At 57.3% G+C, this 14,842-nt stretch carries 10 protein-coding genes; all 10 read right to left on the bottom strand.

Translation table 11 applies throughout. From position 1 onward, the window contains the following. Window positions 1-28 precede the first annotated feature (28 nt). On the bottom strand, window positions 29-1,255 hold the full coding sequence (locus tag Q8Q08_08210) for a glycoside hydrolase family 1 protein (GenBank protein MDP2653999.1): 1,227 nt from the start codon (window positions 1,253-1,255) through the stop codon (window positions 29-31). Then, a complete protein-coding gene (locus tag Q8Q08_08205; GenBank protein ID MDP2653998.1) occupies window positions 1,252-1,704 on the bottom strand; it encodes a hypothetical protein in 453 nt (150 codons plus the stop codon). The genes Q8Q08_08210 and Q8Q08_08205 overlap by 4 nt, the downstream gene beginning before the upstream one ends. Beyond that, window positions 1,691-2,398 (bottom strand): TIGR02206 family membrane protein, encoded by a 708-nt coding sequence (locus tag Q8Q08_08200; protein ID MDP2653997.1) that lies wholly within the window; start codon window positions 2,396-2,398, stop codon window positions 1,691-1,693. The genes Q8Q08_08205 and Q8Q08_08200 overlap by 14 nt, the downstream gene beginning before the upstream one ends. A gap of 37 nt (window positions 2,399-2,435) precedes the next feature. After that, window positions 2,436-4,625: a hypothetical protein gene (locus Q8Q08_08195; protein ID MDP2653996.1), complete on the bottom strand. Its 2,190-nt coding sequence runs from the start codon at window positions 4,623-4,625 to the stop codon at window positions 2,436-2,438. 244 nt (window positions 4,626-4,869) lie between these two features. Continuing rightward, the gene (locus Q8Q08_08190; GenBank protein ID MDP2653995.1) at window positions 4,870-9,660 is read right to left on the bottom strand and encodes a hypothetical protein; all 4,791 of its coding nucleotides are present in this window, start codon (window positions 9,658-9,660) and stop codon (window positions 4,870-4,872) included. 19 nt (window positions 9,661-9,679) lie between these two features. Next, a complete protein-coding gene (locus Q8Q08_08185) occupies window positions 9,680-10,081 on the bottom strand; it encodes a hypothetical protein (GenBank protein ID MDP2653994.1) in 402 nt (133 codons plus the stop codon). A 305-nt stretch (window positions 10,082-10,386) separates the two neighbouring features. Beyond that, the gene (locus tag Q8Q08_08180) at window positions 10,387-11,142 is read right to left on the bottom strand and encodes an exodeoxyribonuclease III (GenBank protein ID MDP2653993.1); all 756 of its coding nucleotides are present in this window, start codon (window positions 11,140-11,142) and stop codon (window positions 10,387-10,389) included. Window positions 11,143-11,157: 15 nt separating this feature from the next. Then, window positions 11,158-11,637, bottom strand: coding sequence for a hypothetical protein (locus tag Q8Q08_08175; protein ID MDP2653992.1), 480 nt, complete (start codon window positions 11,635-11,637; stop codon window positions 11,158-11,160). A gap of 13 nt (window positions 11,638-11,650) precedes the next feature. After that, window positions 11,651-14,074 (bottom strand): DUF3536 domain-containing protein, encoded by a 2,424-nt coding sequence (locus Q8Q08_08170; GenBank protein ID MDP2653991.1) that lies wholly within the window; start codon window positions 14,072-14,074, stop codon window positions 11,651-11,653. 192 nt (window positions 14,075-14,266) lie between these two features. Then, entirely contained in the window at window positions 14,267-14,830 is a 564-nt protein-coding gene (locus Q8Q08_08165; protein MDP2653990.1) for an ABC transporter permease, read from the bottom strand. Window positions 14,831-14,842 lie beyond the last annotated feature (12 nt).

Here is a 14,842-nt window from a genome sequence, read left to right as displayed (position 1 = left end):
TTACCTTAAAAAAATGTCGCACCCGGATTCACTCCTCCAGCCGCCCGGTGCGGCAGACCTCCGCGAAGCGGTGGGCGCTCGGCCGCAGGGTGCGCGCGAGGCTGTCGTAATCCACATGGACCAGGCCGAACCGCGGCCTGAATCCGTGGTCCCATTCAAAATTGTCCAGCAAGGACCAGTAAAGATAACCGATTACCGGGATGCCCTCTTCAATGGCTTTATGGACCTGCAACAAATGTTCCCGGATGAACCGCCAGCGGAACGCGTCATCCTCTTCACAAGTCCCGTTTTCGGTGATCAAAACAGGTCTGCGGTAACGCTTCAGGTATTGAAGGACTTGATGGATCCCCTGCGGGTAATGGTCCCATTCCAGCATATTGAGATGGCCGCCGTGCCCGTGAGGGACATTGCACCTTTTGCCCCAGGGCCCCGCCCCCAGCAACGGGTCGCTCGTCAAAATTTCCCTCATATAATAATTTAGTCCGATAAAGTCCATCGCGCCCCGGATCCTGTCCAGAAAACCCAGATTGAAGAGCCAGTGCCTCAAAAAAACGTTACAACGGCAAAGGAAGCCGCTTTTTCCCGGGCAGGGCTGGAACACCACCATGTTGTGAGCGATGCCGACCGAAGGTGACGGTAAACGACGGCCCCGGAACAATCCGTGAATTTGCCGGTACGCCAAACCGTGGGCCTTAGCCAGATGATCGGCGGCGCGAAAGGCCGCGGGGAGCGAACGCTCCCCCGGCGGCCATTTACCAAGGACAAACCCGTGATAAACAAAAACCAACGGCTCGTTGATCGTGACCCAATATTTTACGCCGCCTCCCAACGCCTCGGCCATCCTCTGCGCGTAGCGTCCGAACCACCCGATGACCTTGGGATTGAGCCACCCGCCCTGGCGGGAGACCCACAGCGGATTGGCGAAATGGTGCAAGGTCACAACGGGCTCGATGTTGCGCTCCCGCAACGCCGCCACGACCCGCTGGTAATGCCGGATGGCCTCCCCGCTGAATTCCCCTTCCCTCGGTTCAACTCGGCTCCACTCGACCGAAAAACGGTGCGCATTCTGGTAGAGCTGCCGCGCCAGGTCAAAATCCTTCTCATGCAAGTCATAGTGCCCCGCGGCCCGGCCGGACAATTCCTTGGTGTGCCCCGCCTGCTCCCAGGCCCACCAGTCGTTGTTGGAATTGTTTCCCTCGACCTGGTGGCTGGAGGTGGCCGCGCCCCAATAAAAATTTTTCGGAAATGTGATCATTGGTATTTCCGCGGGGTGTTCACAAGCGTTTTAATTTTATGCCGCGTCAAAAAATAGACGGGAAACAGCACTTGAGTCAAGAAATCGGTTCCCCAAGCCAGGAAAAAGTCCTGGATCTCCTGAAATGCCGGCAATGCCTGGCCCGGCCGCTGCAAGCCATAATCCATGACCAGCGCCCGGCCAATCATCGGCAGGGCGGCCAGCAGCACTGCCGCGTATCCGCAGGGAATGGACAAGGAATACCGCAATAATATCCCGGCCCCGCTCAAAATAAAAAGTCCGCCCGTGATGGCCGGGCCGATCATAGCATACGATGCCGCGCCCGCGCTGTACTTTCCGGCCAATGCGTCCGGGAAAAAAGCCGCGCCGACAAACAAAAAGTAAGCGCCGACGGCCAGCAGTTCCCCTGAGATGCTTCTCCCCCTGGGCAAAGGTTCAGGTTTGGTCATGACGTTGGGTCCTCCGGTTCACAAAGACATACGGCAAATAATAAAATCCCAGAGAAAGGACCAGGAGCGCCTCCAAACCCAGTAGATAAACCGGCCATGGTCCCAGATAGTCAAGCAACGACGGTTGCGCGGGCTTGCGCATCAAATACAAATAATTGGCGCCCGTCAGTGCGTTGAACACAATGACAAACAGCGCGTAAACGTTGGTGATGACCCAGACCCTGAGCGCGGAAGAAAAAAGGATCGGACGCCGGAGCCCGGCGGCGAGATAGATCACCGCGATCACGATACAGCCGTGCGTAATGAAAAATTTAAAAAAATAATACTGCGGGAATGAGACATGGAGATCGGGAGTGATCAGGGCCTGCAGGGTCGCGCCCAGCCCCCAAAAGTACGCCAGCTCCCAAATCAGCTGATGATGGCGGAAGAGGCAATAGGCGCTGGCAAAAATGGCCAGGTCGCAGATCTGGAGAGGAAGTCCCCAGTTGGCCTGCCAAAAGCCTTTCGCGATGGCGATCCCCCACCAGAGGAATTCGTTCGCCAGCAAAAGACCGGCCAGGAAAAAGTCGGCCAGCCTTAACCGCCCGGAAATCCGGGGACTGCGCGCGAGAACAACCAGCAGCAACGCGGTCCCCAGGATCACGGCCAGAGCGGCCCCATGGGCTATGCTGAAAAGTCGGAATTCACTGTCCAACGCGGATCCGGATGTCCTTTCCCCGGGAACCGGAAGTTCACTTGCGAACGGCTTTTCTGATCATTTTCACCAGCAGGACGATCAGTCCAATGACCAAGGCCAGGATGATCCAGCCGCCGAACTTCTTCATGACGTCCGAATAACGCAGCGTCAGGCTGGGGCTTTCTTTCTCGGTGACCAGGAGCTTGGTGAAACGGAAGCTCACGCCCCGCTCCGGCACGCTGATCTTGATCGGGAGGATCCCCTTGCTCTGGATCGATTCTATTTCTTTGCTGATGGAGGCCTTGCGGGGCGCTTTAGCTGCAACCTGAACGTTCCCCGCAGAATATTGCTCGCCGATGTCATCCGTGGCCGAACGCAAGCGGCCCTGGATCCCGCGGCTCAGTCCGAAAGTCGGGACATTGGGACGGTACGGCGACTCCACCAGTTTCACGTCACCGCCGAAGCTGAAATAAGAAAATTCCGACGGAAAATACGCCGACCACTGGATCTCGCTGATCGGGATGTCCACCCGGGGAAGCCCCAGCGTGAGCCGGCCGAATCTCTGCATCTTGGTCCCCTCGTTAAGATATACGATCTCCACCGGGAAACTCGTCAGGCTTTCGCCCTGCAACTGGGATTTTTCCAGCGGAACCATGATGCTGCCGTTCTTGTCCTTGGCCGGCTTGACCGGTTTGCCCGCGACAAACGTGCTCCAGAGGGTCGCGCCCTCCGGCAGCCCCAGGCGGAGGAACTGTTTGACGTTGTTGCGGACCTGGTAGGTGGCGCGGGTCAGCACCTTGCCTTCCGCCGTGTAAAGGGTGAAGAAATCCGCCCAGTCGATGGCCGCCACCAGAACCGGCATCTCTTCATGGCGGGTGACATCGATCGTGATGTTGAACGGATGGTTCAGATATTTAAAGGCAAGGAGGATCGGGTTTGAAGAGCTGCCCCAGATCGAGGACGGCAGCTCCTTGACGTCGATCTGCGTCACGTGCTCGATCTTGCTCACGTCCAGCTCGACGTTGGTGCGGGCCGCGATCCCGAAGAACCCGTTTTCGCGCTCGACACCGGTCGCCTTGACCCAGGGGATGTCGGCGACCACCGAACCTTCGCCGATATTCCGTTCATAGGTCATGGTGAGGACATAGTTGCCCTTGATCCCGAAATTGAGATAAACGTCCAGATACTGCACGCCGTCGGCTTTCGACACCTTCCAGTCGCGCAGTTCGCTGCCCTGGACATCCAGCAGGCTCACGTCCTCCGGGATGGAGATCCGGAACGTGGACACTTCCGACTGCAGGATGGAATAACTGACCGTGGTCTGGGAACGGATGATCCCCTCGCCGACGGAGACATACGTGGCGGTATCCGCGTAGACTTTGGGTTCCATCTTGACCGGGGCGATCTCTTCCTTGGGCAGGGCCTTGGTCCAACGCGCGGTGATGCTGTTGGTGTTGGGCATGACGGCCCAGGCCGAGGTCTTGTCCGCGTCTTTTTTCACCTCGACCTTGATGGCCGGATCGACAAAAATCTCCACCCCGGTTTCCGGGATGATGAACTCAAACTGGGAGATCGGGGCCGGCATGACGTCGAAATTGAAATGCCCCGGGCCGCGCTCGCGCTCGCGCGAGGCCTTGATGAGGAATTCCACGTTGAGGGTATAACGGCCGGGCTTGTCCACCATCAGGTAATATTTCCCGCCCTGCATGGTGACGAACGCCGCCCCGCGGTTGACGCTGACGTTGATGAGCCCGACGTTGCTTTTGACCAGTGGAAGCTGGGTCCAGCCTTTTTCAAAAACTTCAAAGACGACCTTGCCGTTGACCGTGACAACGTTATCTTCCAGCTCGGCCGTATATTCGGTTTGATAAATCGCGTAACGGGAAATGGCCGGCACAACGGCCGCGGTCGCGACAACGGTTGACGCCAAAGCGGCATTGTAATTAGACGTCTGATACCCGCCGGCGCGCAAATTTTGCCCGGCCGCACCGGAGGCGCCGCCGTCCATGCCCATCATGGCCGGGGCCGCCTGCTGCTGGGGCGCCGCCTCATCTTTCCTGACCTGGTAATCCGTCTGAAGATAGTACGGCTCGTACTGGATATTACTCTGCTGCGTGCTGATTTTTTTCTGGACCCGTTCGCGAAACCCTTCCTTCCCACCTCCGGCCAGCGCTTCCGTTGGGACCCACAAGGTCAACGCCGTTAACATCAAAAACAACCCAAAACCTCTGATCCTTTGTGCCATGGCTGTTTCCTCCCTTTTCCTATATATCTCCTGTTGGGGGCCTCTTGGATACCTGATCGCTGTCGGCGGCTGTACGAAAAACTCCCACCGCAAAAATCTGTCGGGCTGAAAGGATTCCTCGCAAATCAAATTCTAAAAACAGGAACCGTCTCTAATATGACATAAATTGAAAAACGCGTTGTCACCAAATCGTAAAATGTTTGTAAAAAACTCGTAAAAAGTATGGGGACAATTTATCAAATTTTTATTTCCCCTGAATTGGGGTACATTCATAACACTTAATGACCGCGCTTTTGGCGGAAGGATAATACACGATCAACCCGAGTTCGCTGCAATCTTCGTTTTCCCCGCACGACTGACAGCTCTTATGATAACCGTTCTCGACACATTCTTTTTCCCCCGGCTCGATCCCGCACTGATAACACTGCTGTCCGTCTTCGGCCTTCTGGGCGCGCAGGCAGGTCTGGCCGGGCGCGGTTGAACAGCTGCCGCATTCCTCCGTGGTCAGCAGGCCGAGCTCCTCGCATCCCTTGTATGTGTTGACGCACTCAAAGCACACGACACCCTCGGGGGCCTTGGGGCTCTGCACGCATTCCGTTTTGGGATCGGCCTGACATTGCGAGCATTGCTTGGCCGTGAGCAAGCCGAGATTCGCGCATTGCTCGGACGTCTTGAGGCAGGAATAACATTGTTCGCCGTCCGGTGTTTTCTCGGCCGAGAAACACTCGGAGTCGGGGTCTTCCTGGCAGCGCTTGCATTCGTCGGCGCCGATCAGTCCCATCACGGGACATCCGGAGGGCTTGTCCGTGCAGCGGAAGCACGGTTCCCCACGATTGGTCTTCTGGGCTTCCTCGCACAATTTCCACGGGTCTTGCTCGCAAGCCGGGCAGTCGCCGGTGGGCATCAATCCCAGATCAAAACAGGACTGCGGTTTATCCAGGCACGAAAAACACTCTTCCCCCTGGTCCGTTGTCCGGACCGAGGCGCAAAGTTTCAAAGGATCCTTGCGGCAATCTTCGCACCCCTTGGCATCCAGCAATCCAAAATCTCCGCACTGCTGCGGTTTTTCCTCACAGACAAAGCACGCCTCGCCCTGTTTGGTTTTTGGGCCGGCAACGCAGTGCGTTTTGGCATTGCTATCGCAGACGCGGCAGTCATCCGCACTGAGCAAACCGATATCGGCGCAGGTCTGGATCTTCTCCCGGCAGTCAAAACACTGTTCGCCCTGCTTGGTGGTCTGGGCCGGCACGCATTCCTTGGAAGGATCGTCGCGGCAAGGCTGGCAATCCCGGTCTGATAAGAATTTTATATCCGCGCAGGTCTGCGGTTTTTCAACGCAAGTAAAACACTGAATTCCTTCCCGTGTTTTCTGGGCCGGCTGGCATTCCCTGTCCAATTCCATGCGGCAGGAACGGCAAGCTTTCTCGCCCAAAAGGCCGAGGTCTGCGCATTCCTGCGGCTTGTCATTGCAGGCATAACACGGCTGGCCTTCCCTGGTTTTTTGCGACGGGACGCATTCTTTCTTGGGGTCCTGGCGGCAATCCGCGCAACCCTGTTCGTTCAACGATCCCAGATCGGCGCATTCCTGAGGTTTGTCCTTGCAGACAAAGCAGGTTTGCCCCTCTTTGGTCTTCTTGCCTTCAACGCATTCTTTCTTAGGGTCGGTCTGGCATGTCGCGCATTCTCCAGACGCTAACTGTCCCAAATCGGCGCAGGCCTGCGGTTTGTCCTGACAGCGGTAACACGGCTGGCCTTCTTTCGTCGATTGGCCGGGCAGGCATTCCTTCTTGGGGTTCTCCCGGCATTGGGCGCATCCCTGCTCGTCCAAAAGATCCAGGTCGCGGCATTCCTGCTTTTTCTCCTGGCAGCGGTAACACGGCTGGCCTTCCCGGGTTTTCTCCGTGGTCACGCATTCCTTGCCGTCGCGACGGCAGTCGCGGCACCCTTGCTCGTCGAGCAACTCCAGGTCCCCGCAGGTCTGAGGCTTTTCCTGGCAGCGGAAGCACGCCTGCCCTTCTTTGGTCTTCTCGGCCCGGGCACATTCCTTTTTCGGGTCCTGGGCGCACGCATCACACCCGGGCTGATCAACCAATCCCAAGTCAGCGCAGGTTTGTGGTTTATCCTTGCAGACAAAACATTGTTTGCCTTCTTTGGTTTTTTTCCCATCAACGCATTCTTTTTTAGGATCGGCCTGGCAATCGGCGCATTTTTCCACATCAAGCTGGCCCAAGTCAAAACAGACCTGCGGTTTATCGTGACAACGGAAGCAAGCCTGGCCGTCCCGGGTCTTTTCCGCCGGAACGCATTCTTTTTTGGGGTCATCCTGGCAGGAGCGGCATCCGGGCTCATCCAGCAATCCCAAATCCCCACATTGCTGCGGCTTGTCCTGGCAGCGGTAACAGGCGACGCCCTCTTTAGTTTTTTCCGCGGAGACGCATTCTTTTCCCGGTGTCTGGCCGCAGGAACGGCAGGCCTTGTCGTTCAGCAATCCGATGTCTTCGCACGTCTGCGGTTTGTCCTGGCAGCGGAAACACGCCTGCCCCTCTTTCGTCTTCTCACCCGCAACGCATTCTTTCTTCGGATCGCTCTCACACCCGCCACACTCATCCTTGCCGATCAATCCGATATCGCTGCATGCCTGTGGCTTCTCCCGGCACTCAAAGCACTGCTGGTCTTCCTTCGTCTTCTTGCCAGCCACGCATTCCTTCTTCGGGTCCTTCACGCATCCCTGACACCCGCCATCATCCAACAATCCCAAATCTCCGCACGTCTCCGGCTTCTCCCGGCAGGCAAAGCACTGTTTCCCTTCCTTCGTCTTCTCCCCGGCAACACATTCCTTGCGGATATCCTGCGTGCAGGCCCCGCACTGCGACTCGTCCATCAACCCCAGATCCGGACATTCCTCCGGCTTGTCCTCGCAACGGAAGCACGCCTCGCCGCCCTTGGTCTTCTGCCCTGCCACGCATTGTTTTTTCGGGTTCCTCGCGCACGCCTTGCAGTCTTCATCCGACATCAGCCCCAGGTCAACGCACTGCTCGGGCTTCTCCTGGCATTTGAAGCATCCGCGCCCTTCCTTCGTCTTCTCTCCGGTGACACATTCCTTCTTCGGATCGCTTTCGCACCCGCGGCATTCGTCCTTCTCGATCAGCCCGATATCGCCGCAGACCTGCGGCTTCTCCCGGCACTCAAAACATTGGCGGCCTTCTTTGGTCTTCTTTCCCTCAACGCATTCCTTCTTCGGATCGGACGAGCACTGCGCGCATTCGGATTCTTCGGCCAGCCCCAAGTCCCCGCACGTCTGTGGCTTCTCCTGACACACAAAACATTGTTTGCCTTCTCTGGTCTTTTGACCGTCAACACACTCCTTCTTGGGATCGGTCTGGCAGCCGGCGCAGGCTTGCTGATCAAGCTGCCGCAATTCATCGCAGGTCTGGGGCTTATCCTGGCATGCGAAACACGACTTCCCTTCTTTGGTCTTCTGGCCCGGAACGCATTCTTTTTTGGGGTTCGCTATGCATCCGGCGCACCCTTCCTGGTCCACCAACCCGAGATCGCGGCATTCCTGCGGCTTATCCTGGCAAAGATAACAGGCCAGCCCCTCTTTGGTGTTTCGGCCGGCAACGCACTCCTTGCGGCTGTCGCGCTCGCAGGAACGGCAATCCTTTTGGTCAAGAAGGCCGATGTCCGGGCACGTTTCCGGTTTGTCCTGACAACGGTAACACGGCGCGCCCTCTTTGGTTTTATCGCCCGGCACGCACTCTTTGCGCGGATCGCGGGCGCACGCCTCGCAACCGGCCGTATCCAATTGCTCGAGGTCAACGCACGTCTGAGGCTTGTCCTGGCAGGCGAAACACGGACGGCCCTCTTTGGTTTTCCTGGCCGGAACACACTCTTTCTTGGAATCCGCGGAACAGCCGGCGCAATCACGTTCCTCCATGAGGCCGAGGTCGGAACACGCTTCCGGACGGTCTTCGCACCGGTAGCAGGGCTCGCCCTCCTGGGTCTTCCGGCCGGCCACACATTGCTTCCTGGGATTTTCTTCACACGACTTACATTCCCCGGCGCTCAACTGCCCGATCTCGCGGCATTCCTGCGGCTTCTTTTCGCAGGTGAAGCACGGGGTCCCTTCTCTGGTTTTCTTGCCCGGGACGCAGCGTTTTTTCAGGTTGGACTCGCAGGACTTGCACTCCTGCTCGCCAAGCTGGCCAAGCTCGCCGCATTCCTGTGGTTTATCTTTGCACTGATAACATTCCAGGGGGGGGCGGCCGCCACCGTAATCATAACGGTTCACGGCAAGACAGAGCCTGTCGGGCTGGCCGCATTCGGCCTGGCAAGACGCAAGGGATTTTGTCCCCGGGAAACGGGCCGAACACTCATAATCGCCTCTGGGCTTGCAATCAAAACACTGCTCTCCCCAATTGGTCTTGGAGCCGGGCACGCATTCGCTGTCTCCTTTGGCCCAGCAGCCGTCGCAATCATCACGGTTCATCAGCCCCAGGTCGCGACAGGACTGTGGTTTTTCCACGCAGTTGAAACAAACCAGTTCTCTGCCGTTGGGGAGCGTTGTGACCCCGTCCGCCATGCACGACGCGCTCTCCTGCGTGCAGGTCTTCTTGCAGGTCATCTCGGAACTCATCCCCGGAAAATATTTCGCGCATTCCCCATCCACAACGGAAAGGCAGCGGTAACAGGATTCCCCCAGGTTGGTGGTGCGGACAAATTCGCAATTGTATCCCGCGTTCCTGGCGCAGCGGCCGCATTCATCCGTGTCCATCAAGCCCAGGTCCCGGCACTGCTGCGGCTTTTCCACGCACTCAAAACACGCGACACGCTGGCCCTGGGAAATGATCACGTCCTTGGCCACGCAGGCCTTGCCTTTGGCCAGACATTCCGACGGGCAGGAGGATTCCGGAATCGTTCCCGGATATTTGGTCGCGCAGGGATTATTATTTTGGGCGGAAGACGCCGAGGCGAAAAACAGGATCAATAACGAAGGAAAAACGAATTTAGCCGCGAATGAAGGGTATCGTCTCATGGGAATGAAATTTCAGGGATCAAGGGGCGGAGGGCGTTTTCCGCTCAACAAGAAAATTGTCTTTGTAAACTTCTTCGGCCTTCAGGCTGCCGTTCTCCGCATAATAACGGAATGTGCCGTCCATCTGGTCATCTTTATATAACCCCTCTGTCTTCAGGGTACCATTTTCGTAATATTCCCGATAGGGTCCGTTGAGCTTGGAATTCTGGTACTGGCGTTCCGCCTGGATCTGGCCGTTCTCATAATAAAGACGGATAGCCCCTTCTTTTTTGCGCTCATCCACCCGCGCCGGCCGGACCACCTGGGGGACAACAGGTTCGGACTCCTCGACCGGCTTCTTGGCCCTGAGGTCACACCCCCAGGAACCGGAAACAAGGACCGCAAGCAACAGAAGCAAAAATTTTTTGTATATAAAATTCATAGTATCTATATATGTTTATGACCACCTCAAATGACTATCAGACTTGTAGATATTGTAAACAGTCTTTTGAAATCCTACAAGAAAAATCATTGATTCTGCGGATTAATACCGCCTGCGGCTCCCGCAAAGCTCTCCATCCCGCATGATTGAGTACACAATCATGCCTACGGGATTAATTCGTCCCGTTTCTTGCCCCGCCACGGCGCAAGGGGCAGCGGGACTCATTAAAAAAATGGCGTTGTTTCAACCTTCGAAACAACGCCATCAAAACACCTGACACTAACGGAGCGCCGCGCCAAACGCTTTCAATCCTTCAGCACGATGCCAACAGGGCAGTGGTCTGACCCCATGACGTCCTTCAGGATCATGGCTTCTTTAAGCCGCGGCTTCAACGACGACGAAACGCAGAAATAGTCGATCCGCCACCCGATGTCCTTGGCCCGGCAGTTGCTCATCGGGCTCCACCAGGTGTACTGCCCGCCGTCCTTCTGGAACTCGCGGAAAGTATCGATGAACCCGGCCTTGACGATGTTGTCGAATCCGGCCCTCTCCTCCGGGGTGAACCCGTGGTTCTTGACGTTGGCGGCGGGGTACGTCAGGTCGATTTCCTTGTGGGCCACGTTCATGTCCCCGCAAAAGACAACGGGTTTCTTTTTCTCCAATTTCTTGAGGTATTTAAGGAAGTCCACGTCCCATTCCTGGGTCCGATAAGGCAGCCGCTCCAATTCGCGCTTGGAATTGGGGACATAGACATTCACAAGAAAAACATCTTTCATCTCGGCCGTGAGGACCCGGCCTTCCTGATCGTGTTGGGGGATCCCGAGCCCCAGGCTGACATGGAGCGGTTTGGTTTTGGTCAATATCGCCGTGCCGGAATAGCCGGGCCGCTCAGCCGGGTTCCAATACTCTTCATAACCTTTGAGTGCCAGTTGAAACCCTCCGGCCGGGGGCTTTGTCTCCTGCAGGCAGAGGACGTCCGGGTCATGTTTGCGCACAAATTCGACGAAGCCCTTTTTCAAAACGGACCGGATGCCGTTGACGTTCCAGGACAACAGTTTCATCAAACCGCTCCGCTGTTATTCATCTTGTTGTTTGACCGACGGCTGGGATTTCTTGTCGTAATAATCGGTGCTGGGAGGGAGAGCATTCTCGGCATCGAGCCCGAACGTATCCACCCGGCCGTTGACGTCGACCCGGTAGTTTCCCGACGGCAGGTCCCGGGTGTCCAAGGCGACCCGCTCTTCAAAAGGCTCCAGGACCTGGATACAGCCCTGGGCGGTTCTTTGAACGGTCAGGGTGATATAAAACGTGTTGCCGCGGCGCTCCTGCAGGACCCGGCTGATTTTCATGCACGGGTTCGCCAGATGGCCTCTGGCAATGACATGCACCTGAACGGGGAACGATTCCAAAAAAAGGACATTCACGTCTTCAACGTAAAGTCCCTCGGTCTGGGACCGCTGCGGCGGCCCGTATCGGCTCACGCTCCCGGCCGGAGGCGCGGCATCGGCCACGCCGCCGGACAAGATCAATACCGAAAAAGCGATCGCGCATTTCATAACAACGGCCCCTCTAAGGAATTTTGACATGCAGGTAATCGCCGACCTTCTCCAGCACGTCCAGAGACTGCCGCGCCTGTTCGTCACCGGCGTCCCGGCGGTCGCGCAATTCGGGCAGGATCCGGTTTCCGACATAAAAATAAATATTCTGGGCCTCCCACAGGTCCAGGTCAAAGGACAACGGCTTAATGGAACGCAGGATCGCTTCCACGGTCTCCATCGGCCGGATCTCATCCGGCGACGCCTGCCAGGATTCCATCAGGGCATTCACCCGGTGCCGGACCACGACCCCCAGAGTGACGTGATCGATCCCCAGCCCCCACTCCTTCACCTCGGCCACCAGCTCTTCCAGCCGGCGGAAATCGACCGGATCATTGCCCAGGACTTCCAGGAGGTCCTTATCCACCATCGCCACAACGGTATTGGCGATGATCTTCGGGAGAGGCATCTTGAGCTGTTTGATCACCTGGATGATCGGCTCATGGTATTCCGTGATCTGCCTCATGGATTTCTCGATCTCGGACAGGGTGGATTCCAGGACCCGGTACAAGACCTTCATCTGCTCGTCCTTGAACAGATTCCATAGACTCGAAATCTCCGGGCCAAAATAGTTTCCCAGGGCGCCGCGCAAACCGTCGATATCCCTCCGGGCGAACAATTCGCGGAGGTCTTTCTGCATGAGGAGATACTGCTTCTCATCCGTGTATTCCGCCACTCCGCCGATGATGTCAACGATCCCCAGGTGAAAGACCGCGTACATCAATTCTTTTTCCTCCCAGGTGATGTCGGACACGGCCTTGAGCCGTCCAACGGCCATCTTCCGGTCGGCCTGCTGGTCGCGTTCGCAGATCTGCTGGGTCACGGTGAAATTGTAGGACTCGGGCTCCTCCCCTGCAGATTCAAAAAGCGCCGACAGGGCGTAATGCCCGCCCAGGCGGACAAGGCCTACGGCCGAGGGCTTGACGAATTTTTCATAAATCTTGGCGCCGTTGCCGTATTCGGGGATATTGCTGACGGCCTTCTGCAGGTATTCCAAGAACTGGCCCTCCAGGTCCGGCCCGCCCACTTCCCGGCAGAGGTCCATGGCCCGCTTGGCGTACTGCATGATCTGCACGGTTTCGATGCCCGAAATCTCGTCGAAAAACCAGCCGCAGGACGTATACATGAGCATGGCCTGGCGCTGCATCTCCAGCAGTTTCAGCGCCTGGATCTTATCTCCGGGAAAAAGCTCCTTGCGCGCGTGCCGGTCCAGGAACTTCTCCGTGTTCCCGCGGGAACGGTCCAGGATGACTTCGATATAATCATCCCTCGCCAGCCACGGGTCCTTCACATACGCCGCGAGCTGGGATTCAAAAACCGGGACCATCTGGTCGCGGACCCAGTCTAGCGCTTCGCGCAGCGGGGATCGCCATTCCTGGTTCCATCCCGGCTTGCCGCCGGTGTGGCAGCCGCAATGCTTGCGCCAGCGGTCCACCCCGTGGCTACAACTCCAGGCGGAACGCTCGAGGATCTCCGCTTCATAGACCGGCGGAAATTTTTCCAGGAACTCGCCGTAAACCGTCAGTGTGACCGCCGGATTTTTCTCAATTTGGTAAAGGCAGTAGGACAGGGCCATGTTGCCGAACCCGTGGTGATGTCCGTAGGTCTCGCCGTCGGTCGCGATGTTCACCAGCTGGGCCTCGCGCCGTTCAACGAAACACGACGTCAGCCGGCGGGCGAACTCTTCGCCGTTTTTCAATAGCCCGGCGAACGCCACGTCATGCGACACGTTACCGTCATAAAAAAAGACGCTGATCGTCTTTCCCGACGGCAGATGGCACAGGTAGGGCCGCTTGGGGTCCACCTTCGTGCCGCTCACGTCCTTCCAGGTCTTGTCCTTGAGCCGGTGTACGGCCTTGGCCTGGTTCGGGGCGAGGACCGTGAACAGGATCCCGCGCTCCACCAGGATCTCGAGGGTCTCCAGGTCGACCGCCGTTTCCGGCAGCCACATCCCCTCGGGCTTGCGGCCGAACCGGGATTCAAAATCCCGGATGCCCCAGACGACCTGCGTGCGCTTGTCGCGGGCATTGGCCAGGGGCATGATCATGTGGTTGTAACACTGGGCGATCGCGGCGCCGTGCCCGGAAAAATTTTTGCAACTCTCCCGGTCGGCTTCCAGGATAGCCTCATACGTCTCCGGCTCATGCCGCTCCATCCAGGACAACAGCGTGGGGCCGAAATCAAAATTGATCTTGGCGTAATTGTTGACGATGTTGGTGATATTCAGTTCGCGGTCAAGGATGCGGGAACACGCGTTAGGGCCGTAGCACTCGGCATGGATACGCTTGTTCCAGTCGTGGTAGGGATGCGCGGAGTCCTGCTGCTCTATTTCTTCAATCCACGGGTTTTCGCGCGGGGGCTGATAAAAATGGCCGTGGACGCAAATGAAGCGATTCATGGATGCCTCCTGACTTCCTGACCCCGGCAGCCCTCATCGCAGGGCATGGCTGACAGCCGGGGCCCTGAGCGCAGCCGAATGGGTTCGCACATGTGACTTACGTCGTCCCGCTCCGCGGGACTTCCGTAAGCTACGTGCTCATTAATTGTAACCGAATTCACAAAAGATTCTATTGCTTTTTGCGCGATTCCGTCATTCCGACAGCCGCACAATGATCCCCTTCTTGCGCGCCTGATGGAAAGACCATTTCAATAGCCCCAGCCCGGCCAGCAAATAAAGCGCGGTCAGGCTGAAGCCCTTGAGCAGCGAATGCGGGACGACCGGATCGAACCCGAAACCCTGGCGGAAATATTCCAGAAAATACGTGAGCGGCACCGCCTGGGCCAGATAAAAAAAGAACGGCGGCAGCGTGTCGATCGGATAATAGATCCCGCAGAGGAGCATGAACAGGTACGCGAACATCCAGGCCGTGATGTCGGCCTTCTGGCCGAAAAGGAGCAGAAGAACGCTCACCAGAATGCCCAAGAGCAACGAACTGCCGAAAAGACCCGAGAGAAAGATCAACGTGACGCCGAGCGGCGGGAACCGGAACCCGAACAGGGCGAACGCGGCCAGCCCCAGAAGCCCGAAGATCACAAGCCCGCGCGCGATCCCGATCAGCCACGAGCCGAACAAAAATTCATTCTCCGAAAGCGGGGTCAGGAACGTGTGCTTCATGCTCTTGGACCAGATCTCGTAGAGAAGGCTATACGCCACGTCCAGCTGCGT

It is taken from the genome of Candidatus Omnitrophota bacterium (assembly GCA_030688425.1).
In the GTDB taxonomy this organism is placed as follows: domain Bacteria; phylum Omnitrophota; class Gorgyraeia; order Zapsychrales; family JANLHA01; genus JAUYIB01.
Note: the sequence above shows the minus strand (reverse complement) of the source record. Positions and strands in the feature narration are given on the sequence as shown.